General features: G+C 74.4%; 23 protein-coding genes. 12 read left to right on the top strand and 11 right to left on the bottom strand.

Annotated elements, in window-relative coordinates; translation table 11 throughout:
- Nucleotides 1-75: 75 nt before the first annotated feature.
- From allB to uraD, 6 genes are all read right to left on the bottom strand, one after another.
- On the bottom strand, nucleotides 76-1,392 hold the full coding sequence (allB, locus tag HNR21_RS28170; protein WP_182707563.1) for an allantoinase AllB: 1,317 nt from the start codon (nucleotides 1,390-1,392) through the stop codon (nucleotides 76-78).
- Nucleotides 1,389-2,540 (bottom strand): glycerate kinase, encoded by a 1,152-nt coding sequence (locus HNR21_RS28165; RefSeq protein WP_182707562.1) that lies wholly within the window; start codon nucleotides 2,538-2,540, stop codon nucleotides 1,389-1,391. Before HNR21_RS28165 ends, allB begins: the two co-directional genes overlap by 4 nt.
- A gap of 224 nt (nucleotides 2,541-2,764) precedes the next feature.
- Nucleotides 2,765-5,080: a xanthine dehydrogenase subunit D gene (pucD, locus tag HNR21_RS28160; protein ID WP_182707561.1), complete on the bottom strand. Its 2,316-nt coding sequence runs from the start codon at nucleotides 5,078-5,080 to the stop codon at nucleotides 2,765-2,767.
- Nucleotides 5,077-5,940 (bottom strand): factor-independent urate hydroxylase, encoded by an 864-nt coding sequence (pucL, locus tag HNR21_RS28155; RefSeq protein ID WP_182707560.1) that lies wholly within the window; start codon nucleotides 5,938-5,940, stop codon nucleotides 5,077-5,079. Before pucL ends, pucD begins: the two co-directional genes overlap by 4 nt.
- Nucleotides 5,941-6,279: a hydroxyisourate hydrolase gene (gene uraH, locus HNR21_RS28150; protein ID WP_182707559.1), complete on the bottom strand. Its 339-nt coding sequence runs from the start codon at nucleotides 6,277-6,279 to the stop codon at nucleotides 5,941-5,943.
- The gene (gene uraD / locus HNR21_RS28145; RefSeq protein WP_182707558.1) at nucleotides 6,276-6,791 is read right to left on the bottom strand and encodes a 2-oxo-4-hydroxy-4-carboxy-5-ureidoimidazoline decarboxylase; all 516 of its coding nucleotides are present in this window, start codon (nucleotides 6,789-6,791) and stop codon (nucleotides 6,276-6,278) included. Before uraD ends, uraH begins: the two co-directional genes overlap by 4 nt.
- 270 nt (nucleotides 6,792-7,061) lie before the next feature.
- Between uraD and HNR21_RS28140 the strand changes: the two genes are divergently transcribed.
- The 9 genes from HNR21_RS28140 (at nucleotide 7,062) to HNR21_RS28100 (ending at nucleotide 18,256) form a co-directional block, all read left to right on the top strand.
- On the top strand, nucleotides 7,062-8,363 hold the full coding sequence (locus tag HNR21_RS28140; protein WP_233358615.1) for a helix-turn-helix domain-containing protein: 1,302 nt from the start codon (nucleotides 7,062-7,064) through the stop codon (nucleotides 8,361-8,363).
- Nucleotides 8,364-8,490: 127 nt separating this feature from the next.
- On the top strand, nucleotides 8,491-9,645 hold the full coding sequence (locus tag HNR21_RS28135) for a DUF5685 family protein (RefSeq protein WP_182707557.1): 1,155 nt from the start codon (nucleotides 8,491-8,493) through the stop codon (nucleotides 9,643-9,645).
- Nucleotides 9,646-9,681: 36 nt separating this feature from the next.
- A complete protein-coding gene (locus tag HNR21_RS28130; protein WP_182707556.1) occupies nucleotides 9,682-10,890 on the top strand; it encodes a DUF5685 family protein in 1,209 nt (402 codons plus the stop codon).
- An 88-nt stretch (nucleotides 10,891-10,978) separates the two neighbouring features.
- Nucleotides 10,979-11,278, top strand: a complete 300-nt coding sequence (locus HNR21_RS28125) for a hypothetical protein (protein WP_182707555.1) — start codon at nucleotides 10,979-10,981, stop codon at nucleotides 11,276-11,278.
- Nucleotides 11,271-13,370, top strand: coding sequence for a bifunctional copper resistance protein CopD/cytochrome c oxidase assembly protein (locus HNR21_RS28120; protein WP_182707554.1), 2,100 nt, complete (start codon nucleotides 11,271-11,273; stop codon nucleotides 13,368-13,370). Before HNR21_RS28125 ends, HNR21_RS28120 begins: the two co-directional genes overlap by 8 nt.
- A gap of 75 nt (nucleotides 13,371-13,445) precedes the next feature.
- Nucleotides 13,446-14,693, top strand: coding sequence for a sensor histidine kinase (locus tag HNR21_RS28115; protein WP_312881361.1), 1,248 nt, complete (start codon nucleotides 13,446-13,448; stop codon nucleotides 14,691-14,693).
- The gene (locus HNR21_RS28110; protein ID WP_182707553.1) at nucleotides 14,690-15,340 is read left to right on the top strand and encodes a response regulator; all 651 of its coding nucleotides are present in this window, start codon (nucleotides 14,690-14,692) and stop codon (nucleotides 15,338-15,340) included. Before HNR21_RS28115 ends, HNR21_RS28110 begins: the two co-directional genes overlap by 4 nt.
- Nucleotides 15,341-15,428: 88 nt before the next feature.
- A complete protein-coding gene (locus HNR21_RS28105; RefSeq protein ID WP_119729595.1) occupies nucleotides 15,429-16,367 on the top strand; it encodes an LLM class F420-dependent oxidoreductase in 939 nt (312 codons plus the stop codon).
- A gap of 167 nt (nucleotides 16,368-16,534) precedes the next feature.
- The gene (locus HNR21_RS28100) at nucleotides 16,535-18,256 is read left to right on the top strand and encodes a class I adenylate-forming enzyme family protein (protein ID WP_182707552.1); all 1,722 of its coding nucleotides are present in this window, start codon (nucleotides 16,535-16,537) and stop codon (nucleotides 18,254-18,256) included.
- On the opposite strand, the gene HNR21_RS28095 is transcribed toward HNR21_RS28100, so the two are convergent.
- Nucleotides 18,228-19,142, bottom strand: a complete 915-nt coding sequence (locus HNR21_RS28095) for a LysR family transcriptional regulator (RefSeq protein ID WP_182707551.1) — start codon at nucleotides 19,140-19,142, stop codon at nucleotides 18,228-18,230. The two genes, HNR21_RS28100 and HNR21_RS28095, sit on opposite strands and share 29 nt — an antisense overlap.
- 61 nt (nucleotides 19,143-19,203) lie before the next feature.
- Between HNR21_RS28095 and HNR21_RS28090 the strand changes: the two genes are divergently transcribed.
- On the top strand, nucleotides 19,204-20,220 hold the full coding sequence (locus HNR21_RS28090) for an aldo/keto reductase (protein ID WP_182707550.1): 1,017 nt from the start codon (nucleotides 19,204-19,206) through the stop codon (nucleotides 20,218-20,220).
- Nucleotides 20,221-20,324: 104 nt separating this feature from the next.
- Nucleotides 20,325-20,771 (top strand): nuclear transport factor 2 family protein, encoded by a 447-nt coding sequence (locus HNR21_RS28085; RefSeq protein WP_182707549.1) that lies wholly within the window; start codon nucleotides 20,325-20,327, stop codon nucleotides 20,769-20,771.
- A 48-nt stretch (nucleotides 20,772-20,819) separates the two neighbouring features.
- Here the strand turns inward: HNR21_RS28085 and HNR21_RS28080 are convergent, their stop codons facing one another.
- Nucleotides 20,820-21,893 (bottom strand): S1C family serine protease, encoded by a 1,074-nt coding sequence (locus HNR21_RS28080; RefSeq protein ID WP_182707548.1) that lies wholly within the window; start codon nucleotides 21,891-21,893, stop codon nucleotides 20,820-20,822.
- Nucleotides 21,894-22,060: 167 nt separating this feature from the next.
- Between HNR21_RS28080 and HNR21_RS36170 the strand changes: the two genes are divergently transcribed.
- On the top strand, nucleotides 22,061-23,089 hold the full coding sequence (locus HNR21_RS36170; RefSeq protein WP_182707547.1) for a baeRF3 domain-containing protein: 1,029 nt from the start codon (nucleotides 22,061-22,063) through the stop codon (nucleotides 23,087-23,089).
- Between the two features lie 221 nt (nucleotides 23,090-23,310).
- Here HNR21_RS36170 and HNR21_RS28070 read toward each other — a convergent pair whose 3' ends face one another.
- The 3 genes from HNR21_RS28070 to map all read right to left on the bottom strand — a co-directional run bounded on the left by HNR21_RS28070 (nucleotide 23,311) and on the right by map (nucleotide 25,783).
- Nucleotides 23,311-24,027: a metal-dependent hydrolase gene (locus HNR21_RS28070; protein ID WP_182707546.1), complete on the bottom strand. Its 717-nt coding sequence runs from the start codon at nucleotides 24,025-24,027 to the stop codon at nucleotides 23,311-23,313.
- 157 nt (nucleotides 24,028-24,184) lie between these two features.
- Nucleotides 24,185-24,877 (bottom strand): ComEA family DNA-binding protein, encoded by a 693-nt coding sequence (locus HNR21_RS28065; protein ID WP_119729601.1) that lies wholly within the window; start codon nucleotides 24,875-24,877, stop codon nucleotides 24,185-24,187.
- 57 nt (nucleotides 24,878-24,934) lie between these two features.
- Nucleotides 24,935-25,783 carry a type I methionyl aminopeptidase gene (gene map / locus HNR21_RS28060; protein WP_182707545.1) on the bottom strand — a complete coding sequence of 283 codons (849 nt, stop codon included), beginning with the start codon at nucleotides 25,781-25,783 and terminating at the stop codon, nucleotides 24,935-24,937.
- Nucleotides 25,784-25,808 lie beyond the last annotated feature (25 nt).

The raw sequence follows: 25,808 nt of genomic DNA, 5'->3' as shown, positions 1-25,808 counted from the left end.
TGAGACCTGAGCGCCGGGCGGGCCATGTGCACCGTGTACGGCGATCCGGCCTGTTGCTGACAGCCTGTAAAAGGGTCAGGGGCGTGCCGCCAGCAACCGGCCACGTACCCCCTCACCGGCCGGGCTCACCTGCTCGCCGCGCAGCCAGGTCGCCCGCACCACGCCGGTCAGCTCGCGGCCCGCGTACGGGGTCAGCCGGTGCCGGTGGTGCAGCGCGGCCGGGTCGACCACCTGCCGCTCGTCGGCGGCGAACGCCACCAGGTCGGCGTCGTGGCCCACCGCGATCCGGCCCTTGCCCGGCAGGCCCACCAGGTCGGCCGGGCCGGCGGCCATCCAGCCCGCCACGTCGGCCAGCGAGTGGCCGCGGGCCCGCGCCGCGGTCCACACCGCGGGCAGGCCGAGCTGCACCGAGGAGATGCCGCCCCACGCGGTGGCGAAGTCGCCGCGCTTGAGCTCGGGAACGCAGGGGGAGTGGTCGGACACGATGGTGGAGATCACCCCCGCCGACAGCCCCTCCCACAGCCGTTCGCGGTTGTCGGCCGTGCGGATCGGCGGGCAGCACTTGAACTCCGTCGCGCCCTCCGGGACCTCCTCGGCGGTCAGCGTCAGGTAGTGCGGGCAGGTCTCGGCGGTCACCCGCACCCCCGACCGCCGCGCCTCGGCCAGCAGCGGCAGCGCGTCGGCCGCCGACAGGTGCACGATGTGCAGCCGGCAGCCGGTGCGCGCGGCCAGGTCCACCAGCCTGCCGATCGCGCCCAGCTCCGCCTCCGGCGGGCGGGAGGCCAGGAAGTCGGCGAACGCCCCGCCCGCGGGCTCGGCCAGCGCGTCCGGGTCCTCGGCGTGCACGATCAGCAGCCCGTCGAACGAGGCGATCTCCTCCATCGCCGCCCGCACCTCGTCCCACGCCAGGGCGGGGAACTCGTCCACCCCGGACGGCGAGGTGAAGCACTTGAACCCGTACACCCCGGCCTCGTGCAGCGGGCGCAGCGCCGGAACGTTCCCGGGCACCGCCCCGCCCCAGAACCCCACGTCCACGTGCACCCGCCCGCGCGCCGCCGTCCGCTTGACCTCCAGCTCGGCGACCCCCACGGTCGGGGGGATCGAGTTCAGCGGCATGTCGATCAGCGTGGTGACGCCGCCGGCCGCGGCCGCCCGCGTCGCGGTCCGGAAGCCCTCCCACTCGGTCCGGCCGGGCTCGTTGACGTGCACGTGGGTGTCGACCAGGCCCGGCAGCAGCGCCACCTCGCCCAGGTCCGTCTCGCGGGCGGCCTCGGCGGGGGCGTCGTAGGGCCGCAGCTCCGCGATCCGCCCGTCCCGCACGCAGACGGCGAGGGGGCGTTCCCCCTCGGGCGTCACGGTGCGGCGGGAGCGCACCACCAGATCGTGCGTCATCGCTCACCTCGCCGGACTCCCGGTCGACCGGTCCGCGCCTGGGGCAGCCACTCGTCGGCGATCGCCACGGTGAGCTGCTCCAGCAGGGGGCCCGCCCGCCGCATGCAGCGTTCCACGTCCGGCTCGATGTCGGTGAGCGCGTACACCGCCTGGATCCGGGCGCGGCGGAGCTGCTCGCCGGTCAGCCCGCGGCGTCCCACCACCGCGATCACCGGGGCGCCCGCCCGGGAGGCCGTCCGCGCCGCCCCGATCGGCGGCTTGCCGCGCAGTGTCTGCACGTCCAGCGCCCCCTCGCCGGTGATCGCCAGCCGCGCCCCCCGGGCCTTGTCGGCGAATCCCAGCAGTTCCATCAGGTACGCGCCGCCGGGCCGGACCCGTGCGCCCAGGAACGCCAGCGCCGCGAACCCCACCCCGCCCGCCGCCCCGGCCCCCGGCAGGTCGCGGACCGTCCGGCGGCAGGCGGCCTCGGCCAGGTCGGCCCACCGCCGCAGGCCCGCGTCCAGCGCCCGGACCTCGGCCCGCCCGGCGCCCTTGCGCGGTCCGTGCGCCATCGCCGCGCCGCCCCGGCCCAGCAGCGGGGAGTCGGCGTCGGTGGCGACGACCACCTCCACCCGGCTCAGGTCCGGCATGTTCCGCAGGTCCAGGGCGTGCAGGCCGCGCAACGCCGCCCCGCCCGGCGGCAGTTCCCGGCCCAGCGCGTCCAGCAGCCGCCCGCCCAGCCCCTGCACCAGCCCGGCCCCGCCGTCGGTGCAGGCGCTGTCGCCCAGCCCCAGCACGATCCGCCGGGCGCCCATCCGCAGCGCGTGCGCCACCATCTGCCCGGCGCCCAGGCTGGTCGCCGACAGCGGCCGCGGCCGGCCGCCGGGGAGCTGCCGCAGCCCGGACGCCTCGGCCAGTTCCACCACCGCGGTGCCGCCGCGGACCGCCAGCGCCGCGGTCACCGGCTGCCCGGTGGGACCGGCCACCTTGACCTCCACCCGCCGCCAGCCCGCCGCGATCGCCGCCGCCGCGGTGCCGTCCCCGCCGTCGGCCAGCGGGAACTCCACGATCGGCACGCCGGGCCGGGCCCGCCGCAGCCCCGCCGCCAGCCGCCGGGCGACCTCGGGCGCGCTGAGCGATCCCTTGAACCTGTCCGGAGCCACCAGCACGTGACCGCCCGGGCCGGGGGAGCCCGTCGGTCCCGAGGGGGATGCTGCGGAGACCACTGCCACGCCTTTCGCGCCCGGGTGAAACTTGCCTGCCGCTTACCTGGCTTCGGGACTATTTGACACCTCGGGACGGCCTCGCGTCGCCCGCTCGGCGGCACCGATCTGAAATTCTCTCTGCAACAGGTCGGTTTTGCTCGGAGTCGCGACGAATCTCCAGGTCCGCCCTATGCCGGGCCGGTGGAACGGGGCATGGTGATGTGCTCCGGGCGGACCGGAACCCGGCTCAGCGGCAGTCCGGTGGCGTCCCGGACCGCCGCCACCACCGCGGGGGTGGACGACAGCGTCGGCGGCTCGCCCGCGCCGCGCAGCCCGTACGGCGAGTGCGGGTCGGCGTGCTCCAGGATCTGCATCCGCATCGGCGGCATGTCCAGGATCGTCGGGATCAGGTAGTCGGTGAACGAGGGGTTGCGGATCCGCCCGCCCTCGACCTGGATCTCCTCCATCAGCGCCAGCCCGAGCCCCTGCGCGGTGCCGCCGTGGATCTGCCCCTCCAGCGCGACCGGGTTCAGGATCTTCCCCACGTCCTGCACGGCGGCCAGTTCCACGACCTTGACCAGGCCCAGCTCCACGTCCACGTCCACCACCGCGCGGTGCACGCAGAACGCGAACTGCACGTGCGAGTTGCCCTGCCCGGTCAGCGGGTCCAGCGGCGTGGTGCGGCGATGGTGGAACTCGCGGGTCTCCTCCACCGCCTCCCCGTCCAGCACGTCGGCCAGCGACGCCAGAGTCCCGCCGTCGGCCGCCACGATCCGCCCGTCCCGCAGCACGGCCCCGGCCGCGGGGATCCCCAGGCGTTCCTCGGCCAGCTTGAGGACCCGTTCCCGGACCGCCTCGCAGGCCGTCTTGACCGCGCCGCCGGTCATGTACGACTGGCGGGACGCGCTGGAGGAGCCCGCCGAGCCCACGTTCGTGTCGGCGGGCGCGACCGTCACCTGCGTCACGCCCAGCTCGGTGCGGGCGATCTGCGCCTGCAGGGTGACCAGGCCCTGGCCGACCTCGGCGGCGGCCGTGTGCACCAGCACGGCGGGCTCGCCGCCCACCACCTCGAGCCGGACCCGGGCGGTGGAGTAGTCGTCGAAGCCCTCCGAGTAGCAGATGTTCTTGATCCCGATGCCGTAGCCGACGCCGCGCCGCACGCCCTCGCCGTGGGTGGTGTTGGACACCCCGCCGGGCAGGTTCCGCAGGTCGGAGGTGTCGGCGGGCGGGGGAGGCGGGAACGCCCGCACCCGTTCCAGCAGCTCGGTCAGCGGGGCGGGCATGTCCACGACCTGGCCGGTGGCCAGCCGCGAGCCCTCGCCGATGGCGTTGCGGATCCGCACCTCGACCGGGTCCAGGCCGCAGGCGGCGGCGAGCCGGTCCATCTGCGACTCGTAGGCGAAGCACGCCTGCACCGCCCCGAAGCCCCGCATCGCCCCGCACGGCGGGTTGTTGGTGTAGACCCCGTAGGCGTCGATCCTGACGTTCGGGACCTCGTACGGGCCGATGCCCAGCGACGCCGCGTTCCCGGTGACCGCCGAGGTGGTGGAGGCGTACGCGCCGCCGTCCAGGATGATCTCGGCCTCCACGTAGACCAGCCGGCCGTCGCGGGTCGCCCCGTGCTCGTAGCGCAGCGTCGCCGGATGCCGGTGCACGTGCCCGAAGAACGACTCCTCCCGGCCATACACGATCTTGACGGGACGGCCGGTGCGCAGCGCCAGCATGCAGGCGTGGATCTGCATGGACAGGTCCTCGCGGGCGCCGAACGCCCCGCCCACCCCGGCCAGTGTCAGCCGCACCTTGTCGGCCGGCAGCCCCAGGCACGGGGCGATCTGGTCCTGGTCCACGTGCAGCCACTGGGTGGCGATGTACAGGTCCACGCCGCCGTCCTCGGCGGGCACCGCCAGGCCGGACTCGGGGCCGAGGAACGCCTGGTCCTGCATCCCGACCTCGTACTCGCCGCGGACCACGACCTCGGCCAGTTCCTTGGCGCGTTCCACGTCGCCGACCCGGATCGGCTGGTGCCGTACGACGTTGCCGCTCTGGTGGACCTTCGGGTACGACGGGTCCAGCGCCGCCCGCCGCGCGTCGGTCAGCGGCTCGGCCACCTCGTAGTCCACCCGGATCCGGTCCCGGGCGCGCCGCGCGGTCTCCGGATGGTCGGCCGCCACCAGCGCCACCGGCTCGCCCTGGTACCGCACCTGGTCGATCGCCAGCACCGGCTGGTCGTGGTGCTCCAGCCCGTAGAACTTGTCCCCGGGAACGTCCTCGTGGGTGAGGACCGCGTGCACCCCCGGCACCTTCAGCGCCTCGGAGACGTCGATCCCGCGGATCCGGGCGCGCGGATGGGGGCTGCGCAGCGTCACGCCCCACACCATGTCGTCCATCCACAGGTCCGAGGAGTAGGCGAACTCCCCGGTGACCTTCAGCACCCCGTCCGGGCGGGGCGCGCTGTCACCCACCCCGTGGGGAACGGTCTCCCTGCTGGTCTCGGTGCTGGTCATTGCCAAGCCTCCTCGGCGGCGGGCGCGTCGTCGCGCAGCACGGTGCCCTCGATCAGCCCGTACGGGCGGTCGGCGGCGAAGAAGACCTCGTTGGGGTTGTCCATCCCGAACGGCTCCAGGTCCACGACGAAGTGGTGCTTGTTGGGCATCGCCAGCCGGACCTCGCAGATCTCGGGGCGTTCCTCCAGCACCCGGCGGCCCATCGCGTAGAGGGTCTGCTGCAGCGACCGGCTGTAGGTGCCCGCGAACGTCTCCAGCAGGATCCGCCGCACCTCCGCGTGGGAGGCGTCCCAGTCGCCCTCGGGAGTCAGATGCCGCCACTCGGCGTGGACGTCGGTGGCCAGGATCCGGTCGGCCGCCTCGGGCAGGGTCGTGTACTCGTCCCTGATGTAGCCGCGGAACTCCGAGCCCGTGGAGTTCAGCACCGTCAGGTCCCGCACCCCCGACACCACGTGGGCGCCCTCCTCGGAGTGCACCACCCGCGCGGTGCGGACCTCCTGGCCGCGGCGGACGAACGAGTGACCGGTCACCGGGATGCGGTCCCAGGCGTACTCCTCGACCGACACCCGGGCCGTGCGGATCGTCGGCTGGGATCCGGTGAAGTGCCGCGCCAGCAGCAGCGCGAACTCCTCGGCGGAGGCGATCCCGTGCTTGCGGGCCAGCGCGAACACGGTGTTCTTCTGGGTGTCGGTGGGCAGCACCGCCGCGTTGTCCCCGCGCAGGTGGACCTCGGTCATGTCGCCGGACAGCGCGACGCTCACGTTCAGGTCCTTGACGCGGTGCACGTCCCCGTCCCGGGTCACCCGCACCACCCGGGTCTCCGCCTTGCCGTATCGGTTGGGTCCCAGCGCGATGCCCATCTAGCTCCCTCGATAGGTCGAGTACCCGAACGGGCTGACCAGCAGCGGCACGTGGTGGTGCTCGTCGGGGTCGGTGATCTCGAAGATCACCGTCACCTCGGGATAGAACGTCTCCACCCCCTGGCCGGCGAAGTACGGGCCGGTGCCGAACCGCAGCCGGTGGATGCCGGCGGACAGCGCGGCCCCGCCGCCGGGCAGCCCGCCGAGCCGGCCGTCGTCGTCGGTGACCGCCTCCGCCAGCGGCTGCCAGGTCCGTCCGTCGTAACGGTCCAACCGGACCGGCACCTTGGCCGCGGGCCGGCCGAGGCGGGTGTCCAGAACGTGGGTGCTCAGGCTCACGGGTGCTCCAGCAGCTTGTCCAGACGCAGACGGGCGATCTTCGCCAGCTCCTCGCGGACGATGCGTCGTTCGGTCGCGGTGTCGTTGCCGAGCCGTTCGGTCAGCGCCTCCAGCATCCGCCCCGCGTCCAGCCCCGTGGCGCAGATCAAGAACACGTGACCGAAGCGTTTCTCGTACTCCAGGTTGCCCTCGTGCAGCCGGCGCGTCACCTCCCGGTCGGCGCCGGCCACCCCCGACTGCTCGCCGCGCGACCAGGCGGACTCCCGGTCCGCCCCCGCGGGCCGGTCGCCGATGCGCGGGTGGCGGCTCAGCGCCTCCTCCACGTCTTCCCAGGTCAGCCGGGTGAACGCGGCGTCACAGGCGGCCTTCAGCGCGGCGGTGTCCGGATAGGGGCGTCCGTCCGCCACCGCCCGCGCCCACGTCCGGGACCCGCAGCAGGACAACAGCTCGCGCTCGGCGTCGTGGGGCGGCAGGGCGTTCAGCCGCCCCACCCCTCGCGGACCCCGGCTCATGGGACCCGCCTCCGCCCGCCTCGGGGCACCGGCTCGCTCATGAGCCAAGTACAACAGCCCGGGCCCCGCCGTCTCTACAGGTGGAACGCGCATCACGGTTCGGTATCACGGGGAGTGGTGCGCCCTCGCCAACCGGGGGGACGGTGAATACGCTGCGATATCTACGCGAAGAGCGATCGAGGATCGCGCTTCGGGCATTCGGGGACCTGGGAACAACCAGATCACCTGCGCGCCCCCGCACGCGCAGGTGATGACGTTAGGGGTTTCGTGGTGGCCGGTCAGGAGACTCTCGGGCAGCGCATCCGCGCGCTGCGCATCCGTCAGGGCGTCAGCCAGGCGCAGCTCGCCTTCCCCGAGCTGTCCGACAGCTACATCTCGCTGATCGAGAGCGACAAGCGGGTGCCCGCCCCCAGCGTGATCGAGCTGCTGGCGGCCAAGCTCAACTGCTCGGCGACCTACCTCGTCAGCGGGGTCAGCGAGGAGGTCGTCGACGACCTGCGGGTGACCCTGGACTACGCCGAGATCGCGCTGCAGAACGGCGCCGCCGCCGAGGCCCGCGCCCGGTTCGCCGACGTGCTGGCCAACACCGACGCCGTCGCGCTGCCGGAGCTGCTGGCGCAGGCCCGCTGGGGGCACGCGCTGGCGCTGGAGGCGGCCGGTGAGCTGGAGGACGCCATCGAGGAGCTGCGCCGCCTCACCCAGGAGACCTCCGCCGAGGCCGACCTGGAGCAGTGGGCCAGGGTGCACGTGGCGCTGAGCCGCTGCCTGCGCGAGCGCGGCGACATCAGCGCGGGCGTGGAGGTCGCCGAGGAGGCGCTGCGCAGGCTGCTGGCCTCCGGCGCCGAGTCCACCGATGGAGCGGTGCATCTGGGCGCGTCCCTGCTGGCCGCCTACATCGAACGCGGCGACCTGGTGCGCGCCCGGCAGCTCGCCGAGCAGCTCATCGAACGGGCCGAGCGGATCGGCAGCCCCAAGGCGCGGATGGCCGCCTACTGGGAGGCCGCCTACGTGGCCGAGGTGCGCGGCGACTACGAGGAGGGCATGGCGCTGGCCGAGCGGGCGCTGCCGCTGCTGGGCGCCCTCGACGACACCCGCAGCCTGTCCCGGCTGCGCATCGTGTACGCCGGGCTGCTCCTGCGGGCCCGTCCCGAGCAGGCCGAACGCGCCCGCGAGCTGCTGCTGCGCACCCGCGAGGAGATCAACTCCAGCGCCGCCGGGGAGATCGACGTGGCGCTGTGCCTGATCGAGCTGGCCCGGGCGGAGACCGCGCTGGGCCGCCCCGCCGAGGCGGTCACCCTCGCCCACGAGGCCCTGGACCTGCTCGGCGACGCCCCCCGGCGGGCCAGCGCGATGGCGCTGACCGTGCTGGGCGAGGCGTACGTCCGGCTGGGCCGCACCGGGGACGCGGTCGAGGTGCTGACCCGGGCCGCCACCCACATGGAGGAGATGGAGTCCTCCCGGGAGGCCGCGCAGGCCTGGTTCGACCTGGCCGAGCTGCTGGGGGAGACCGGCGCGGCCGACGGTCCCCGGCTGGGCGCCTACCGCCGCGCGCTGGCCTGCGCCGGGCTCTGACATTCCGCACGAACCACCGGGTCGTCCCTTGCGTCCCAATGGTGCGCTTCCGCGACAATCGTCGGGCTGATCGGGGGCCGGGCCCGGTCCGGCCGCTCGCGGGGGCGGGGCATGAGGGGAAGTGCGGATGTTCGGAGTGGTGCGGCCCTGCCGTCATGTGATGTGCCGGTCGCTGTTCGAGGGGTGGATGGCGCATCTGTGCGGGCTGTGCCTGACGTTGCGGGCCGAGCACGGTCAGGCGGCGCGTCTGGTGACCAACTACGACGGGCTGCTGGTGTCGGTGCTGGCCGAGGCGCAGAGTCCGGAACGTTCCCCGCACCGCAGGGCGGGCAGGTGCGCGCTGCGCGGGATGCGGACGGCCGACGTGGTGGACGCCAAGGCGGAGGGCGCGCGGCTGGCGGCGGCGGTCTCGCTGCTGCTCGCGGCGGGCAAGACCCGCGACCACATCGTGGACCGTGACAAGGCGTACCGCGGCAGGCTGGTGGCGGCGGGCGCCTCCCGGCTGGCCGACCGGTGGGACGCGGCGGGCGGGCGGACCGGATCCGATCTCGGCTTCGACGTCTCCGTGCTGCGGGACGCGGTGGACCGGCAGGCGGAGCTGGAGCGCACCGGCGGGCTGGGGTTGCTGGAGCTGACCGGGCCGACGGAGACGGCGGTGGCGGCGGCGTTCGCGCACACGGCGGTGCTGGCCGGTAAGCCGCACAATGCCGAGGCCCTCGCGGAGGCCGGCCGGTTCTTCGGGCGGCTCGCCCACCTGATCGACGCGGTGGAGGACCTCGCCGAGGACCGCGCGTCGGGCGCGTTCAACCCGTTGCTCGCGACCGGGACGAGCCTGGCCGAGGCCCGCCGGTACTGCGAGGACGCCCTGCACGGGCTGCGGCTGGCCGTCGCCGACGTCGACTTCGAGGACGACCGCCTGGTCAGGGTGCTGCTGGGGCGCGAGGTCGAACGCTCGGTACGGCGGGCGTTCGACGTGGCCTCGGGACACCCGCCGCGGCATCACCCCGGCGTGGACGACCCGCGGCAGACCCCCGGCGGCCGCCGCCCGCGCCCGGGCTGGCCGACCCCCTGCTTCACCGGGACGGGGGTGTGCCTCACCTGCGGGCTGTACCAGCCGGAATGGAGCGACGCGCACGGGGAGCCGTGCACCGACCGCTGCTGGTGCACCCGTCACGGCGACTGCTGCGAGGGGTGCGGCGACTGCTGTTCAGGCTGCTCGGACTGCTGTAGCTGCTGCGGCGGGGACGGCGGCTGCTGCGACGGGTGCGGTTGCGACTGCTGAGGGCTTCCAGGCCGAACGGAGAGAGAGGGTCACCGGGTGTTCGGAATCGTGCGGCCGTGCCGTCATGTGATGTGCCGGTCGCTGTTCGAGGGGTGGATGGCGCATCTGTGCGGGCTGTGCCTGACGTTGCGGGCCGAGCACGGTCAGGCGGCGCGTCTGGTGACCAACTACGACGGGCTGCTGGTGTCGGTGCTGGCCGAGGCGCAGAACGCGGAGCGCTCCCCGCACCGCAAGGCGGGGCCGTGCGCGCTGCGCGGGATGCGGTCCGCGGACGTGGTGGACGCCAAGGCGGAGGGCGCGCGGCTGGCGGCGGCGGTGTCGCTCATGCTGGCCGCCGCCAAGACCCGCGACCACGTTCTGGACCGGGACAGGGGCTATGCCCGCCCGCTCGTCGCCGCCGGGGCGTCCCGGCTGGCCGACCGGTGGGACGCGGCGGGGGCGCGCACCGGCTCGGCGCTCGGCTTCGACGTCTCCGTGCTGCGTGATGCGGTGGACCGGCAGGCGGAGCTGGAGCGCACCGGCGGCGTGGGGCTGCTGGAGCTGACCGAGCCGACGGAGACGGCGGTGGCGGCGGCGTTCGCGCACACGGCGGTGCTGGCCGGTAAGCCGCACAACGCCGAGGCCCTCGCGGAGGCCGGCCGGTTCTTCGGACGGCTCGCCCACCTGGTGGACGCCGTCGAGGATCTGGCGGAGGACCAGGCCACCGGTGCCTACAACCCGTTGCTCGCGACCGGGACGAGCCTGGCCGAGGCCCGCCGGTACTGCGACGACGCCCTGCACGGGCTGCGGCTGGCCGTCGCCGACCTCGACCTGGAGAACGACCGCCTGGTCAGGGCGCTGCTGGACCGGGAGATCGGGCGTTCGGTGGAGCAGGTCTTCGCCGCCTACCCGCCGCCCGGCGGTCCGCAGGGCCCGTACGGCCCGCCGCCCCAGGGCCCCTACGGCCCGCCTCCGCATCACCACCAGCAGGCCGGTCGCCCGCACCCCGCCCCCGGTGGTCCGGGCGTTCCGCCCGGCGGGGGAGGAGGCTGGTCCGGCGGCGGCGGTGGCGGCTGGGGTCACGGCGGCGGCTCGCAGCGTCCCGGCCTGCCGATCCCGTGCTTCACCTTCACCCTCACCACCTGCACCTGCGGGCTCTACCAGCCGAGGTGGAGCAAGTACCACAAGGCGAGCTGCGGCAAGCGCTGCTGGTGCACCCGCCACGACTGCTGCGACGGGTGCGACTGCTGCAGCTGCGACTGCTGAGCCGCCCGGCGGGGACCGCACGGGGGCACCGCGGAAGCCGAATAGGGTAGGTGACGCCCTGTCTCCCACACAGATCGCCGTCGCTGCCATGATCAACTCAGTCGGGCGTCTCGGCGCCCTCACCGCGGCCCTGCTGCTCCTCACGGCGGTCCTCGCCGGTCCCGCCGCGGCCCGCGAACGCACCGTCCCGGCCGTGCAGTCCGCGCAGCCCGTGCAGCCCGCCGTCGTGCGGCCCGTCGCCGACGACGAGCCGCGCGGCGAGGCCGAACGGGAGGAGGGCTCCGGCGGGGCGGCCCGGTTGCTGACGATCGGCAGCGGCCTGCTGCTCGGCATCGGCATCGGCTTCATGTTCGTGTTCATGCGCAGGGGGTCGTCGTCCGGTGAGTGAGGGCCTGGTCCGGGTGACCCGCGCCGCCGCGATCGCCGTCGCGGCGGCCGCGGCCGCGCTGGTGGCCGCGATGATCGTCGGCGGGGCCGCCGCCGAGCAGGTCGTGCCGGGGCTCGGCGACGCGGGCACGGCGACCCGCTGGGGGCTGCCGGCCGCCCGGGTGGTGATGGACGTCGCCGCCGCGCTGACCGTGGGAGCGCTGCTGGCCGCGATCTTCCTGCTGCCGCTGGAGGTCGCCGGCGGCAGGGGCCGGCTGTCGGCCGACGCGCTGACCTATCTGCGGGCCGCCTCCTGGCTGGCCGCCGCCTGGGCGGCCGCCGCCGCGGCGACCCTGGTGTTCACCGTCTCCGACGTGCTCGGCGAGCCGGTCGACCTGGTGCTGACCGGCAACCGGCTGAGCACCTACGTCGGGGACCTGCCGCAGGGCACCGCGCTGATGCTGGTGGTCCTGATGGCGGTGGTGGTGGCGCTGCTGGCGCGCACCACCGCCACCCCCGGCGGGGCGCTCGGGCTGCTGGCCCTGGCCATGGTGGCGCTGCTGCCGCCGCCGCTGACCGGCCACGCCGCCTCGGCCGCCAACCACTCGGTGGCGGTCACCGGCCTGGCCCTGCACGTCGCCGCCGTCGCCCCCTGGGTCGGCGGGCTGGCGATGCTCGGCCGGCACGCGCTGACCGGCGGCGGGCGGCTGGAGACCATGGCCGACCGCTACAGCCGGATGGCGCTGTGGTGCTACGTCGCGGTCGGGGTCAGCGGGATGGCCAACGTGATCGCCCGGCTGCCCGACCCGGCGCAGTTGCTGACCGGCGACTACGGGCGGCTGGCGCTGGCCAAGATCGTCGCGTTCGGGCTGCTGGGCTGGTTCGGCTGGTGGCACCGCCGCCGCACGCTGCCCGCCCTGGCCGACCGGCGGACCGGCGCGTTCGCCCGGCTGGCCACCGTCGAGGTCGCGGTGATGGCCGCGGCGATGGGACTGGCGGTGGCGCTGTCGCGGACCGCCCCGCCCGCCCCGGCCGCCGACGAGGACGCGGCGGCGGTGCTGCTCGGCTTCCCGGTGCCGCCGGAGATCACCCTGGGCCGGGTGGCCACGCTGTGGAAGTTCGACTTCTTCTTCGCGGCGCTGGCGGTGGTGCTCGGCGGCCTGTACGCGGCCGGGGTGCTCCGGCTGCGCCGGCGCGGCGACCGCTGGCCGGTGCTGCGCACCGTCGCCTGGGGCCTGGGCCTGCTGACCATGCTGCTGGTCACCCAGACCGGCCTGTCGCGGTACTCGCCGGTGCTGTTCAGCATGCACATGGTCCAGCACATGACGCTGGGCATGCTGACGCCGATCTTCCTGGTGCTGGGCGACCCGGTGACGCTGGCGCTGCGCGCCCTGCGGCCCGCCGCCACCCGCGGCGACCGGGGGCCCCGCGAGTGGCTGCTGGTCCTGCTGCACAGCCGGTACGTGAAGGTGATCGCGCATCCGGTGGTGGCCGCCGCGATCTTCGTGGTGACCACGTTCGCGCTGTACTTCACCCCGCTGTTCGAGAACGCGATGCGCAGCCATCTGGGGCACATCGCGATGGAGATCCACTTCCTGGCGGCCGGATCGCTGTTCTTCTGGGTGCTGATCGGCTCCGGCCCGCAGCCCCGGCGGGTCCCGCACGCCGCCAAGCTGGTGGTGCTGCTGGCCACCATGCCGTTCCACGCCTTCTTCGGGATCGCGCTGATGAGCCTGAGCCGGCCGATCGCCGAGGGCTGGTACCGGTCGGTGCATCCGGAGTGGGCCGGTTCGATCCTGGCCGACCAGCACTCGGGCGGCGCCATCGCCTGGGGGTTCGGCGAGATCCCCACGTTCATCGTGCTGCTGGCGCTGGTGGGGCAGTGGTTCCTGGACGACGAGCGGACCGCCCGCCGCAAGGACCGGCAGGCCGACCGGGCCGTCGCCCGCCAGGAGGAGGACGAGCTGGCCGCCTACAACGCCCGCCTGGCCGCCCTGGCCGAACGCGACCGCCCGGCGGCCGACGCACAGCCCGACCCGAAGACCGACCCGAAGGCCGCCCCGAAGGCCGGCGAGGCGGCCGGCGCCACGGGCGAGCCGGCCAAGGAGGGCTAGCCTCCCCCGTACGGGGGAGCGGACCCGTGCTCGCGCAGGAGGGCCCGGGCCGTCCCGGTCTGCCAGGATCGGAACGTGCTGTGGCGGTCGGTCCTCCAACCCCTCACCTGGCGGCGCTGGGCCTACCAGGTCATGGGCGGTGCGCTGCTCATGCCGTACTGGATCCTGAGCATGGTGGTGGTGCCGCTCGTCCCGCTGCCCGGCGACCCCACGACGCGCGGGCTGCTCACCGGCGGGCTGGCGCTGCTGCTGTCGGCGGCGGGCACGTTCGTCACCGGCCTGGTCCCCACGGTGCGGGTGCTGGAGTCGGCGGCGATCCGGGAGCTGGTGGGCGGGCGGCTGGGCGAGCGCCCGGCCGAGCCGTCCGCGGACTGGCCCACCCGGCTGCGCACCGCCTGCTGGTACGCCCTGCACCTGCACACCGGGGTGGTGATCAGCGGGATCAGCCTGGCCGTGCCGCCGATGGTCCTGGTGCTGCTGACGTTCCCGTTCGTGGACTACGGGACGGCGTTCCCCCTGATGACCCGGTACGACGACCTGGCCGGCCGGCTGCTGGCGCCGCTCGCCGGGCTGCTGCTGGCGGCGGCGCTGCTGGGCCTGATCGTGATCACCGGGCAGGTGATGGCCCGGATGGCGCCGGCCTTCCTCGGCCCCTCGCGGGCCGAGCGGCTGGCCGAGGCCGAGCGCCGCGCCGACCGGCTGGCCGAGCGCAACCGGCTGGCCCGCGAGCTGCACGACTCGGTCGGCCACGCGCTCAGCATCGTCACCCTGCAGGCCGCCGCGGCCGGGCGGGTGCTGGACACCGACCCGGCCTTCGCCCGCGAGGCGCTGGCCGCCATCGAGGAGTCGGCCCGCAGCGCCCTGGAGGACCTGGACCACGTGCTGGGGCTGCTGCGCGAGGACGCCTCCGCCAAGGCCCCGCAGGCCACCCTGGCCGACCTGGACGGGCTGCTGGAACGCACCCGGCTGGCGGGCGTGACGCTGCGGGCCGAGGTCGGCGAGGACCTGGACGGGGTCCCGGCGGTGGTGTCCCGGGAGGCGTACCGGATCGTCCAGGAGGGGCTGACCAACGTGCTGCGGCACGCGGGCAAGGTGCCGGTGCGGCTGCGGATCGGGACCGCGGGCGACCGGCTGGAGATCGAGATGAGCAACCCGCTGCCCGAGACGGCGCCGCCCCGCAGGCAGGGCGGCGGCCGGGGGCTGCACGGCATCCGGGAGCGGGTGACCGTGCTGCGCGGGCGGATGCTGGCCCGCCGGCACGACGGCGAGTGGCACCTGGAGGTGTCGCTGCCGCTGCGGGCGCGTGAAGGAGCGAGGACATGACCGTCGACGTGCTGCTGGTGGACGACGAGCGGCTGATCAGGGCCGGGCTGCGGGCCATCATCGACGCCGAGCCGGACCTGCGGGTGGTGGGGGAGGCCGCGGACGGGTCGCAGGTCCCCGGCCAGGTGGCCCGGCTGCGCCCGCACGTGGTGCTGATGGACGTGCGGATGCCCGAGCTGGACGGCATCCAGGCCACCCGCACCCTGCTGGCCTCCGCCGACCCGCCCAAGGTGCTGGTGGTCACCACGTTCGAGAACGACGAGTACGTCTACGACGCGCTGCGGGTCGGGGCCAGCGGGTTCCTGCTCAAGCGGGCCCGGCCGGAGGAGATCCTGCAGGCGATCCGGATCGTGGCGCACGGCGACACCCTGCTGTTCCCGGCGGCGATCCGGGCGCTGGCCGCCGAGCACGGCCAGGGCGGCGGCGGGGGGACGGCCGACTGGCACGGGCGGCTGACCGAACGCGAGGCCGACGTGCTGCGGCTGATGGCCAAGGGGCACTCCAACGCCGAGATCGCCCGGGAGCTGTTCGTCAGCCCCCAGACGGTCAAGACCCATGTCGGGAACGTGCTGGCCAAGCTGCACGCCCGGGACCGCACCCAGGCGGTGATCTTCGCGTACGAGACCGGTTTCATCGCGCCGCGCTGAGTCAAGGGGCGGGCGCTGCGCCCTGAGCGGATCCGCTGCGGGCGTACGGCCCCTGACAGCGCGGCGCGGGGCGGGAAGGCTGGCCGGTATGCGAGATTTCCGGTTCGGCTTCAACTTCCTCGACGTCCCCGAGCGCGACGAGTTCGTGGCGCGCTGCCGCAGGGCCGAGAGCCTCGGCTACGACACCGTCCTGCTGCCCGACCATCTGGGCGGTCCCGCGCCGTTTCCGGCGCTGGTGGCCGCCGCCGACGCGACCGAACGGCTGCGGGTCGGCACCCTGGTCCTCAACGTCTGCTTCTGGAACCCCCATCTGCTGGCCCGCGAGGTCGTCACCGCGGACCGGGTCACCGGCGGCCGGCTCGAGCTGGGCCTGGGCGCGGGGCACATGAAGTGGGAGTTCGACGCCGCCGGGCTGCCGTGGGAGCCGTTCGGCGCCCGGGTGGAACGGATGGAGCGGACCATCGAGGAGCTGGGACGGCTGTTCGCCGGTTCCGGCTACGAGCAGCGCAGGGCCGCGGCGGAGGAGTTCGGGCTGGCGGAGGCCAAGCCGGTGCAGCGGCACGGGTTCGACGGGTCGGGCCCGCCGCTGCTGGTCGGCGGCACCGGCGAGCGGGTGCTGCGGGTGGCGGCCCGGCACGCCGACATCGTCGCCTACGGCGGGGCCGTCCAGATCAAGGGCCGGCCGCCGGGCACGTTCCGGATCTGCACCGCCGAGGAGGCCGACGAGCGGGTGCGGTTCGTCCGCGGGCTGCTGGGGGAGCGGGCCGGCGAGGTGGAGTTCAGCGTGCTCGTCCAGGCGGTGCTGGTGACCGGCGACCGGCGCGCGACGGCCGAGCAGGTCGCGGCGGAGAGGCTGCCGATGATGACGGCCGAGGAGCTGCTGGAGTCCCCCTTCGTGCTGATCGGGACGCACGAGCAGATCGCCGGGCAGCTGGTGGAGCGGCGCGAGCGGTACGGGTTCTCCTACGTCACCGCGCACGGCCCGTACATGGAGGCGCTGGGCCCGGTGATCGAGCGCCTGCGCTGACCTCGTTCCCCCGGGGCCGGTCCCGGACCCCCGCAGAGCGATCCCACCTGCCGGAACGCCGGGGACCAGGGGATGATCGACTCTTGCGCCGCAGTGACCGAACGCGATTCTATTGGTCCTGCCGCTGTGAGCGGTGTCACGATCAGGCACCTGGTGAAAGGACGACGATGGGCGCGACGTCTGCGGTCAACCCCGCGCACTGGCCGGCCGGCCTCCCGCGGTCCCTGGACTACCCCGACGTTCCGGTGGGCGCGATCCTCGCCGGGGCCGCCCGCCGCTGGGGCGACCGGACGGCGTTCCACTACGCCGGGCGGGACCTGTCCTTCGCCGAACTGGCCCGGCAGGCGGCGCGGTTCGCGCACGGCCTGCGGGCCCGCGGTGTCGGCCGCGGCGACGTGGTGGCCCTGCACCTGCCGAACATCATCCAGTTCCCGGTCGCCTACTACGGGACGCTGCTGGCGGGGGCCACGTTCTCGCCGTGCAACCCGCTGCTGCCGCCCGACGACCTGGCGTTCCAGCTCGCCGACTGCGGCGCGGTCGCGGTGGTGACGCTGGACTTCGTGGCCGCCCCGGTCGCCCAGGCGCTGGACCGGACCAAGGTCCGCACCGTGATCATCGCCCCGCTGGGCGAGGGCCCGGCGGACGTGACCGGGCTGTGCGACGGCGCGTTCGCCGAGTGCGGGGTGGACTTCGCCGCGGTGGGGGAGGGGCAGCCGGACACGTTCCCCGAGGTCGAGATCGACACCGGCGCGGACCTGGCGCACATCGCCTACACCGGCGGCACCACCGGCCGTTCCAAGGGCGTCATGATCACCCACCGGAAGGTGGTCACCAACGCCCTGCAGTACGCCTGCTGGGGCAGCGGCTCGGTGCCGGCCCTCGACGGGGAGGGCGGCCTGACCCTCGACCAGGTCGGCTCCGAGGAGGAGTACCCGGTCCGGCTCGGCACCGGCGTCATCGTCAACGTCGCCCCCTGGTTCCACGCCATGGGCACCATCGGCTACCTCAACATGCCGGTGATGCAGGGCGCCACCGTGGTCGTCCACCCGCGCCTGGACGTGCCCGCGTTCCTGGCCGACATGGAGAAGTTCCGCGCCACCACCCTCGGCGGCGCGCCCGCGTTGTTCTCCGCGCTGATGGCCGACCCGTCGTTCGAGACCCGCGACCTGTCGTCGGTGCGCGCCGTCTCCTCCGGCGCCGCGCCCCTGGCCGTGGAGATGCTCCACAAGCTGAACGAGAAGTTCCCCGACGCCACCGTGGTCGAGGCGTACGGGCTGTCCGAGGTCACCATGGGCGCCACCGCCAACCCGCCGCACCGCTCGGGCGAGCGCAGGCTCGGCACGGTCGGCGTGCCCGTGTTCGACACGCAGGTCAAGGTGGTGGCCGCCGACGCCGAGCAGGTCGACGACTCCACCCCGGCCCTGCCCGCGGGCGCGGAGGGCGAGGTCTGCGTCAAGGGGCCGCAGGTGATGGTCGGCTACCTCAACCGGCCCGAGGAGACCGCCGCGGTGCTCGGCGAGGACGGCTGGCTGCGCACCGGCGACATCGGCGTGGTCGACGAGGACGGGTTCGTGTCCATCGTCGACCGCAAGAAGGACATGCTGATCTACAACGGCTACAACGTCTACCCGCGCGAGCTGGAGGAGATCCTCTTCACCCACCCCGCCGTCGCGCAGGCCGCCGTCGTCGGCCGCCCCGACCCCAGGGCCGGCGAGCTGCCCACCGCGTTCGTGGTCAAGTCCGGCGAGGTCACCGCCGAGGAGCTGATGGCCTACGTGAACGAGAAGGTCGTCCCCTACAAGAAGCTCCGCGAGATCGTCTTCACCGACGAGATCCCGGTGTCGGCCGCGGGCAAGGTGCTCAAGCGCGAGCTCCGCGAGCGTCTGTGACGCCCCGGCCCTCGGCGGCCTCCCGCAGGCAGGCGACGAACGCGCGCGGGGCCTGGCGCGGATCGTCGGCCCGCCAGGCGACCGCCAGCTCGGCCGGGGGCAGGCCGGTGACGGGCCGGCAGACCACCCCGGGGCGCCGGTAGAGGGCGGCGTTGCCCTCGGCGACCAGCGCGACGCCCAGGCCGGAGGCCACCGCCTCGAACACCTCGTCGGCTGCGGTGGCCTCCGCGCCGATCACCGGCGGGCGGCCGTCGCGGTGCCCGGCGGCCAGCCAGAAGTCGCGCAGCGGCCCCGCCTGCTCCGGGAGCGCGACGAACGGCTCGGCCAGCAGGTCGGCGAACGGCACCTCGGCGTGATCGGCCAGCGGGTGGCCCTCCGGGAGGGCCACCCAGCGGCGTTCGCGGGCCAGCACGTGCACGGCGATGCCCTCGGCGGGCACCGGCAGCCACACGAACGCCACGTCGCTGGTGGCGTCGGCCAGGCCCGCCGACGGGTCGTCCCAGCCCACCAGCCGCAGCGAGATCCGCCAGCCGGGCGCCCGTTCCCGGAACCGGGCCATCGCCCGCCGCTGCAGGTCGCGGCCCACCGCCGTCTGCATCCCCACCACCAGGGTCCGGGGCCGCCCGATCGCCCGGCACTCGGCGTACGCGCGGTCCCAGTCGGCCAGGATCCGCCGCGCCGCGGGCAGCAGCGCCGCCCCCTGCTCGGTGAGCGCCAGGGCGCGGGGCCGCCGTTCGAACAGCTCGAAGCCCAGCCTGCGCTCCAGCGCCCTGATCTGCTTGGACAGCGCGGGCTGCGACACGAACAGCCGCGCCGCCGCCCGGGTGAAGTTCAGCTCCTCGGCGACCGCGGCGAAGTAGCGCAGCTCCCGCAGATGGGCGTCCATAACCAACGGTTATATCAACAGGTCTTGGACGCCGCGGGAAGAACGCGACGATCGTGGGCGCATGACGAAGAAGCAGATCGACACCCTGCCCACGCGCCGGCTCGGCGAGCTGGAGGTCCCGGCCATCGGGTTCGGCGCGATGGTGCTGTCGCCCGGCATGTACGGCGAGATCGACGACGACCGGGCGCTGAACGCCCTGCGGCACGCCTTCGACCACGGCGCCGCGTTCGTCGACACCAGCGACGGCTACGGGGCCGACGGCCACAACGAACGGCTGGTCGGCCGGGCGCTGAAGGGCCGCCGCGAGCAGATCACGGTGGCGACCAAGTTCGGGTTCCGGATCCCCGAAGGAGCCGAGGCCCACACGTTCCCGGTCGGGTTCGCGTTCGGCGAGCTGGCCGTCAACGCCGAGCCCCGGTACGTCCGCGGCTACGCCGAGGCCAGCCTGCGCAACCTCGGCACCGACGTGATCGACCTGTACTACCCGCACTTCCCCGACCCGCAGGTGCCGATCGAGGACACCGTGGGCGCGGTGGCCGAACTGGTCGAGGACGGTCTCGTCCGCCATCTGGGCCTGTCCAACGTCACCGCCGACCAGCTCCGCCGCGCGCACGCCGTGCACCCGGTGCAGGCCGTGCAGGCCGAATGGTCGATGTGGCGGCCGGTGGACGCCGACCTGCTGGCCGTCGCGCGGGAACTGGGCGTCGGGGTGGTGGCCTGGAGCCCGCTCGGCGCCGGATTCCTGACCGGCACCGTCCGCTCGGTCCGGGACGGGGACTTCCGCCGCAACAACCCCAGGTTCGCCGACGCCAACCTGGCCGCCAACAACGACGCCTACACCGCGCTGCGCGCCATCGCCGCCGACCTCGGCATCACCCAGGGGCAGCTCGCCCTCGCCTGGCTGCTGCACCAGGCCCCGGACGTGGTCCCCATCCCCGGCAGCCGCACCCCCGCCCACATCGAGGAGAACCTCCAGGCCGCCCACATCGGCCTGCACCCCGACACCCTCGCCCGCATCGACGAGGTGCTCGCCCGCCTCGAGCCCGCCGGCGGAACCCTCCTCGGAGGCAACGCATGAGGCCGCGGCACGCCCTCCCGGCGGCGGCCCTGACGGCCTGCGCGAGCACTTCGCCTACGACTGCGCCGAGGAGAACGACCACTTCACCGACTGCGTGGGCCGCCATGTCCGAACGCCGCCGCCTCGCCCTGCCCGCACTGCTCCTGTCCGCCGCGTTGACCGGGACGGCGTGCTCGGAGCAGCCGTCCCCGCAGTCCTCGGCCTCTCCCACGCCACCTTCCACGGCGGTCGCCGGGGTCCACCCGGCCGCGCGGGCGTACGTCGACGCCGTCAACCGCCGTGACCTGAACGCCCTGGTCGACGCGTTCGCCCCGGACGGCAGGGTGGTGGACGTGTCGCGGACGATCGCCGGCCGCGACGCCATCCGCGCCTGGGCGGACGCCGAGGTCATCGGCGGCACCCTGCGCGTCCTGTCGATCGCCGGGAACCGGGCGGACGGCCAGCGGCTCCTGGTCCACTGGGCGCCGTCCGGATCGGGCGGATGGCGCGCCCACTACGACTTCACCGTCACCGGCGACCGCATCGCCGTCGCCGACCTGCAGTACGCCTGAGCACGCCTGAGCACGCCGAAGGCCGGCGCCTCAGGGCGCCGGGGCCGGTCAGTCGCCGGGGAGTTCGCCGAGGGTGACGTCCACGGTCCGTTCCTCGCCACTGCCGCCCGGGAGGAGGACGACCCTGGCGACGTTCCCGGGGTCGAGGCCCGCCAGGACCTGGGACAGCGCCGCCTGGGTCGGGGTGGGGACGTCGTTCACCCGCACGATCACGTCGCCCGGCCGGACGCCGGCCCGTTCGGCGCCGCCGCCCCGGCTCACGGAGACCACGCCCACCCCGACCGGCTCGCCGGTGCGCAGGTCCACGACGGTGCGGACGGTGACGCCGAGGGCGGCGCGGCCCGAGTCGGTGACCCGGCCCTGCCGGACGAGCTGCGGCACGATCCGCTTGACGGTGGCGCTGGGCGTGGCGAACCCGATGCCGGGGGCGGCGCCGCCCTGCGGGTTGCCGGCCGCGGCGGTCGGGATGCCGATCACCTGGCCGCTCAGCGTGACCAGCGCGCCGCCGCTGTTGCCGGGGTTGATCGCCGCGCTGGTCTGGATCGCGTCGGCGATCGTGGAGCCGGGGAAGTCGCCCTCCCGGCCGGTGGTGACGCTGCGGCCGGTCGCCGACACGATGCCCTGGGTCACGCTGCCCGACAGGCCCAGCGGATTGCCCATCGCCAGCACGATCTGCCCGACGCGCACCTTCGTGGAGTCGCCGAACGCGGCCGGGGGCAGGTTCCCGCCGTTCACCCTGACCACCGCCAGGTCGTCGGCGGCGAACGCGCCCACCACCGTGCCGGGGATCGGCCGCCCGCCGCTGGCCGGGACCACCCGGACCTGCTCGGCCCCCGCGACCACATGGGCGTTGGTGACGATGTGGCCGGCGGTGTCGTACACGACCCCGGAGCCCTCCCCGGTCCCGGTGTCGATCTGCACCACCGACGGCAGCACCGTCCGGATCACCCGCTCGTACTGCTGCTCCAGCTGCGCCGCCCCCTGCGCCGGGGCCAGGCTCGTGGTCGCCGCGCCGCCCGCCCGGGTCGCCGGCCTCTCCTCCCGCGTGCACCCGGCGGCCGCGCCGAGCCCCAGCAGCACCGTCAGGCCCGCGGCCGACGCGCGACGGAGTCCTCCGTTCATCGCACACCTCCCGGGGCACTCATCCCCGCCGGACGCGCTTCAACCGGCCGGCCCGGCGAAGCGCCCCGGGCCGTGCGGCGGCGATCCTCGACGGCGGCTTACACGTCGTTTACCTGCGAATTGTTAGAAAGGTGCCAGCAGAGCCGAACCGATCCGATCGGGGGATCATGGACGCCGTCACGCTCTCGGAGCTGCGCAAACCGCGCCCCTACCCGGCCGTCTCGGTGCTGCTGCCCGTGCACCGCCGGGGACCGTCCGGACACCCGGACCCCGACCGGCTGCGCGACCTGCTCGCCGAGGCCCGCCGCCGGCTCGAGGACGACCCCCGGGTGCCGCCCGCCACCGTCGACGACGTGATGGGCGGGCTGCGGCAGGCCGCCGACCGGATCGACCTCGGGCACGCCCGCGAGGGCGTGGCGCTGTACGCCGCCCCTGACGGGGAACGCCACGCGTTCACCCTCGACCAGCCGCCGGTGGAGGAACGCGTCGTCGTCGACCACACCTTCGCCACCCGCGACCTCGTCGCCGCCCACACCCGCACCACCCGCTACTGGCTGCTGGTGCTGGCCGACCGCACCCGGCTGTGGGACTGCCGGCCCGGCGGCCTCACCGAGGTCGTCGGCGGGCCGTTCCCGATGGCCCGCCGGCCGGACGCCGGGCGGGACTTCCACCGGGCGGTCACCGCCGCGCTGGGCCGGGTGAACGGCCGCGACCCGCGCCCGGTCATCGTCGCCGGCACCACCCGCGACCAGGCGTTCTTCGAGGAGGCCGCACACGGCTCGATCATCCTGGCCGGGCGCGTCGACGGCGACCACCACGACGCCGGCGCCGCCGAGCTCGCCGAGCTGGTCCACCCGGTGCTGGCCGCCTACGAGGACCTGCGCGAGGTCGCCGTGCTCACCGAACTGGAGGCCGCCCGCAGCCTGCGCCGGTACGCCTCCGGCCTGGCGGACGTCGCCCGTCTCGCCGAGGAGGGCCGCGGCGCCCACCTGGTGGTCGAACGCGGCTACTACGCGCCCGCCGTCCGTTCCGCCGAGGGCGCGCTGATCCCGGTGGACCGCCCGCACGGCGACGCCGTCGAGGACGCCGTGGACCGCGTCATCGAGACCGTCCTGGAGTACGGCGGCGAGGTCACCCTGGTCTCCGACGGCTTCCTGGTCGACCACGCCCGCATCGCCCTGGTGGTGCGTTACTGAACGAACCTGTCACCTGTGGGGGGACGACCCCCCACACCCCCCGCGCGCGGATCCGGGCATCCTCGCCGCCCCGCTTCCGCTCGCCTGGGGGCTCGCTCCGCCGGGGGCGGCTGCGGTGCCCGGACCGCGCTCAGTCGGCCGGAGCTCCGCCTGGAGGCTCCGCTCCGGCCGACTGAGGGGTGGGTCGTCCCTGGTTGCTGTGGGGTCGGCTTTCTGTGGGGTCAGCCGGTGTTGAGCCACTTGACGGCCACGTCGCCCAGGACCGAGCGGACGGCGAGGATGGCGGCGCCCAGGGTCAGGGCGGGGCCGACCACCCAGCGTTCGACCTTGCCGTCGGTGCGCGGGACCAGCGGGATGTCCAGGCGCCACCTGGCGGGCCAGAAGACCGGACAGCCCCGGGGCGTCAGGCAGTCGCCGGCTATGTGGGCCAGGCAGCCCAGCGTCACCGCGTATCCGGCGAAGCTCATGTCCAGGGTGCTCATCCACCAGACCGCCAGCGCCGCCACCGCGCAGTCGGCCACCGACGACCAGACCTCGTGCTTTTCGAAGTCCAGGCCGATGCCGCGCAGGCCGAAGCCCACGGTGACGAACAGCGCGACCCACCAGGCGTACTCGACGTGCGTCGCCAGCAGGTCCATCACCAGGCCCGCCGCCAGCGCGAACAGGATCGAGTGGGTGGCCTGGCGGTGGCCGCCGGCGGCCTTGCCGACCCACTTGCACAGGAACTTGGTGACCGGCCCGATCGTGTTGGCGATCCGGCCGTTGTGGTGGTCGACGTCGGGCAGCAGCGCCGCGCCCGCGCAGACCACCGTGCCCGCCGCCACCTGCGCGGGCGACAGCGACACCGCGAAGTCGCCGAGCCAGCGCTCCTGGGACAGCACCGGCACCGCGGCCAGCCACACCACCGCGCCGCTGAGGGCGTGCGTTCGGCCCATCATGGGGCATTCCCCCTAATGATCACCACGAGCCGGACTGTAACCGGCGCGGCGCCCCACGGGGGAGCGGCACGCCCGGCACCGGCCATCTCACCAGGATTGGACGCGGCGGAGCGGCGGCGGTTCCCGGTCCGGCGGGCGGATCCCCGGGGAGGGCCCGTCAGGGCAGGAAGATCCCGTACTCGGCGAGGTCGGCGGTCAGCGCGGGCGGCAGGCCCGCCAGGGTGGACAGCTCCTCGGCGGACATGAACCCGCCGGTCTGCGCGCGGACCTCGGCGATCCGGCGGGCCATCTCCTCGGTGACGCCCGGCAGCCGGGTCAGCACCTGCACCGGGGCGTGGTTGACGTCGATCAGCCCGCCGTCGTCGTAGCGGCGGGGCAGGTCCGGCCGCCCGACGCCCAGTTCCTTGGCCAGCCCGGGGTCCTGCGCCGCCAGCTCCCGGGCCTTGGCGCGCATCAGCCGCCGCCGGCGCACCAGCTCGATCGCCCGCTCGTTGCCCGCCAGCCCCGCCGTCCCCTCCGGGTCGAACACCCGCCGCCGCACCAGGAACGCGTGGAAGCAGCCCGCGATCATCTGGGTCAGCAGGCACGCCCCGTACAGCCGTTCGGCGCCCGGGTCGGTGTCGATCGCCGGCAGCAGCGTCACCTGCAGCATGAACAGCCCCAGGTAGAGCACCGTGGCGACCATCAGATGGCCGCTGCGCCGCCAGATCGCCGCGCCCGCGAACACGAACGGCGTCGCCCACCCCAGTGACAGGAACGGCAGCGAGGCCCACGTCACGCTGAGCGCCGCACGGCCCGGCGACATCGTGTCGGAGGGGACCCGCGGCTCGTACGGCGCTGGAGAGGTCATGCGTCACGGCTCCCGTGGCGAGGGGGGACTGGCGCTGATCTCCTACCCGCCCGGCGGTCAGGGAAGGGTGAGGATTTCGTGACCGTCCTCGGTCACCAGGATCGTGTGCTCGAACTGCGCGGTCCGCTTGCGGTCCTTGGTCACCACCGTCCAGCCGTCCGGCCAGATGTCGTAGTCGATGGTGCCCAGCGTCAGCATCGGCTCGATGGTGAACGTCATCCCCGGCTGCATGACCGTGGTGGCGGCGGGGTCGTCGTAGTGCGGCACGATCAGCCCGGAGTGGAAGGTGGTGCCGATGCCGTGCCCGGTGAAGTCGCGCACCACCCCGTACCCGAACCGGCGCGCGTACGACTCGATGACCCGCCCGATCACGTTGATGGCCCGGCCGGGGGCGACCGCCCGGATGCCGCGCATCATCGCCTCGTGGGTGCGCTCCACCAGCAGCCGCGACTCCTCGTCCACCTCGCCCACCAGGAAGGTGGCGTCGGTGTCGCCGTGCACCCCGTCGATGTAGGCGGTGATGTCGACGTTGACGATGTCGCCCTCGCGCAGCACCGTGTCGTCGGGGATGCCGTGGCAGATCACCTCGTTGATGGAGGTGCACAGCGACTTGGGGAAGCCGCGGTAGCCCAGCGTGGACGGGTAGGCGCCGTGGTCGAGCAGGAACTCGTGGCCGATCCGGTCCAGTTCGTCGGTGGTGACGCCGGGCCGCACGTGCCGCCCGACCTCCGCCAGCGCCTGCCCGGCGATCTTGCCGGCGACCCGCATCCGTTCGATGATCTCGGGGGACTTGACGTCCGGCTCACCGGTCTTCGGGCGCTTCTTCCCGACGTACTCCGGGCGGGCGATGTGCGGGGGTACCTTGCGCATCGGCGAGACGCGGCCGGGCCGGAGTTGGGTCGTCATGCCACTGGAGTGTAGTTGCCCCGAT

The sequence above is a fragment of the Thermomonospora cellulosilytica genome (assembly GCF_014138835.1).
GTDB classification, from domain to species: domain Bacteria; phylum Actinomycetota; class Actinomycetes; order Streptosporangiales; family Streptosporangiaceae; genus Thermomonospora; species Thermomonospora amylolytica.
This window is presented reverse-complemented; position numbering and strand designations above follow the sequence as displayed.

Bases quoted from the DNA above. Each gene is read 5' to 3' on its own strand.
- HNR21_RS28135 (WP_182707557.1), top strand. From the start codon at position 8,491: ATGTTCGGAGTGGTGCGGCCCTGCCGTCATGTGATGTGCCGGTCGCTG.
- HNR21_RS28100 (WP_182707552.1), top strand. From the start codon at position 16,535: ATGGGCGCGACGTCTGCGGTCAACCCCGCGCACTGGCCGGCCGGCCTC.
- HNR21_RS28065 (WP_119729601.1), bottom strand. From the start codon at position 24,877: ATGACCTCTCCAGCGCCGTACGAGCCGCGGGTCCCCTCCGACACGATG.
- HNR21_RS28110 (WP_182707553.1), top strand. From the start codon at position 14,690: ATGACCGTCGACGTGCTGCTGGTGGACGACGAGCGGCTGATCAGGGCC.
- HNR21_RS28070 (WP_182707546.1), bottom strand. From the start codon at position 24,027: ATGATGGGCCGAACGCACGCCCTCAGCGGCGCGGTGGTGTGGCTGGCC.
- pucL (WP_182707560.1), bottom strand. From the start codon at position 5,940: ATGGGCATCGCGCTGGGACCCAACCGATACGGCAAGGCGGAGACCCGG.
- allB (WP_182707563.1), bottom strand. From the start codon at position 1,392: ATGACGCACGATCTGGTGGTGCGCTCCCGCCGCACCGTGACGCCCGAG.
- HNR21_RS28080 (WP_182707548.1), bottom strand. From the start codon at position 21,893: ATGAACGGAGGACTCCGTCGCGCGTCGGCCGCGGGCCTGACGGTGCTG.
- HNR21_RS36170 (WP_182707547.1), top strand. From the start codon at position 22,061: ATGGACGCCGTCACGCTCTCGGAGCTGCGCAAACCGCGCCCCTACCCG.
- map (WP_182707545.1), bottom strand. From the start codon at position 25,783: ATGACGACCCAACTCCGGCCCGGCCGCGTCTCGCCGATGCGCAAGGTA.
- HNR21_RS28125 (WP_182707555.1), top strand. From the start codon at position 10,979: ATGATCAACTCAGTCGGGCGTCTCGGCGCCCTCACCGCGGCCCTGCTG.
- uraD (WP_182707558.1), bottom strand. From the start codon at position 6,791: ATGAGCCGGGGTCCGCGAGGGGTGGGGCGGCTGAACGCCCTGCCGCCC.
- HNR21_RS28105 (WP_119729595.1), top strand. From the start codon at position 15,429: ATGCGAGATTTCCGGTTCGGCTTCAACTTCCTCGACGTCCCCGAGCGC.
- HNR21_RS28085 (WP_182707549.1), top strand. From the start codon at position 20,325: ATGTCCGAACGCCGCCGCCTCGCCCTGCCCGCACTGCTCCTGTCCGCC.
- HNR21_RS28090 (WP_182707550.1), top strand. From the start codon at position 19,204: ATGACGAAGAAGCAGATCGACACCCTGCCCACGCGCCGGCTCGGCGAG.
- pucD (WP_182707561.1), bottom strand. From the start codon at position 5,080: ATGACCAGCACCGAGACCAGCAGGGAGACCGTTCCCCACGGGGTGGGT.
- HNR21_RS28095 (WP_182707551.1), bottom strand. From the start codon at position 19,142: ATGGACGCCCATCTGCGGGAGCTGCGCTACTTCGCCGCGGTCGCCGAG.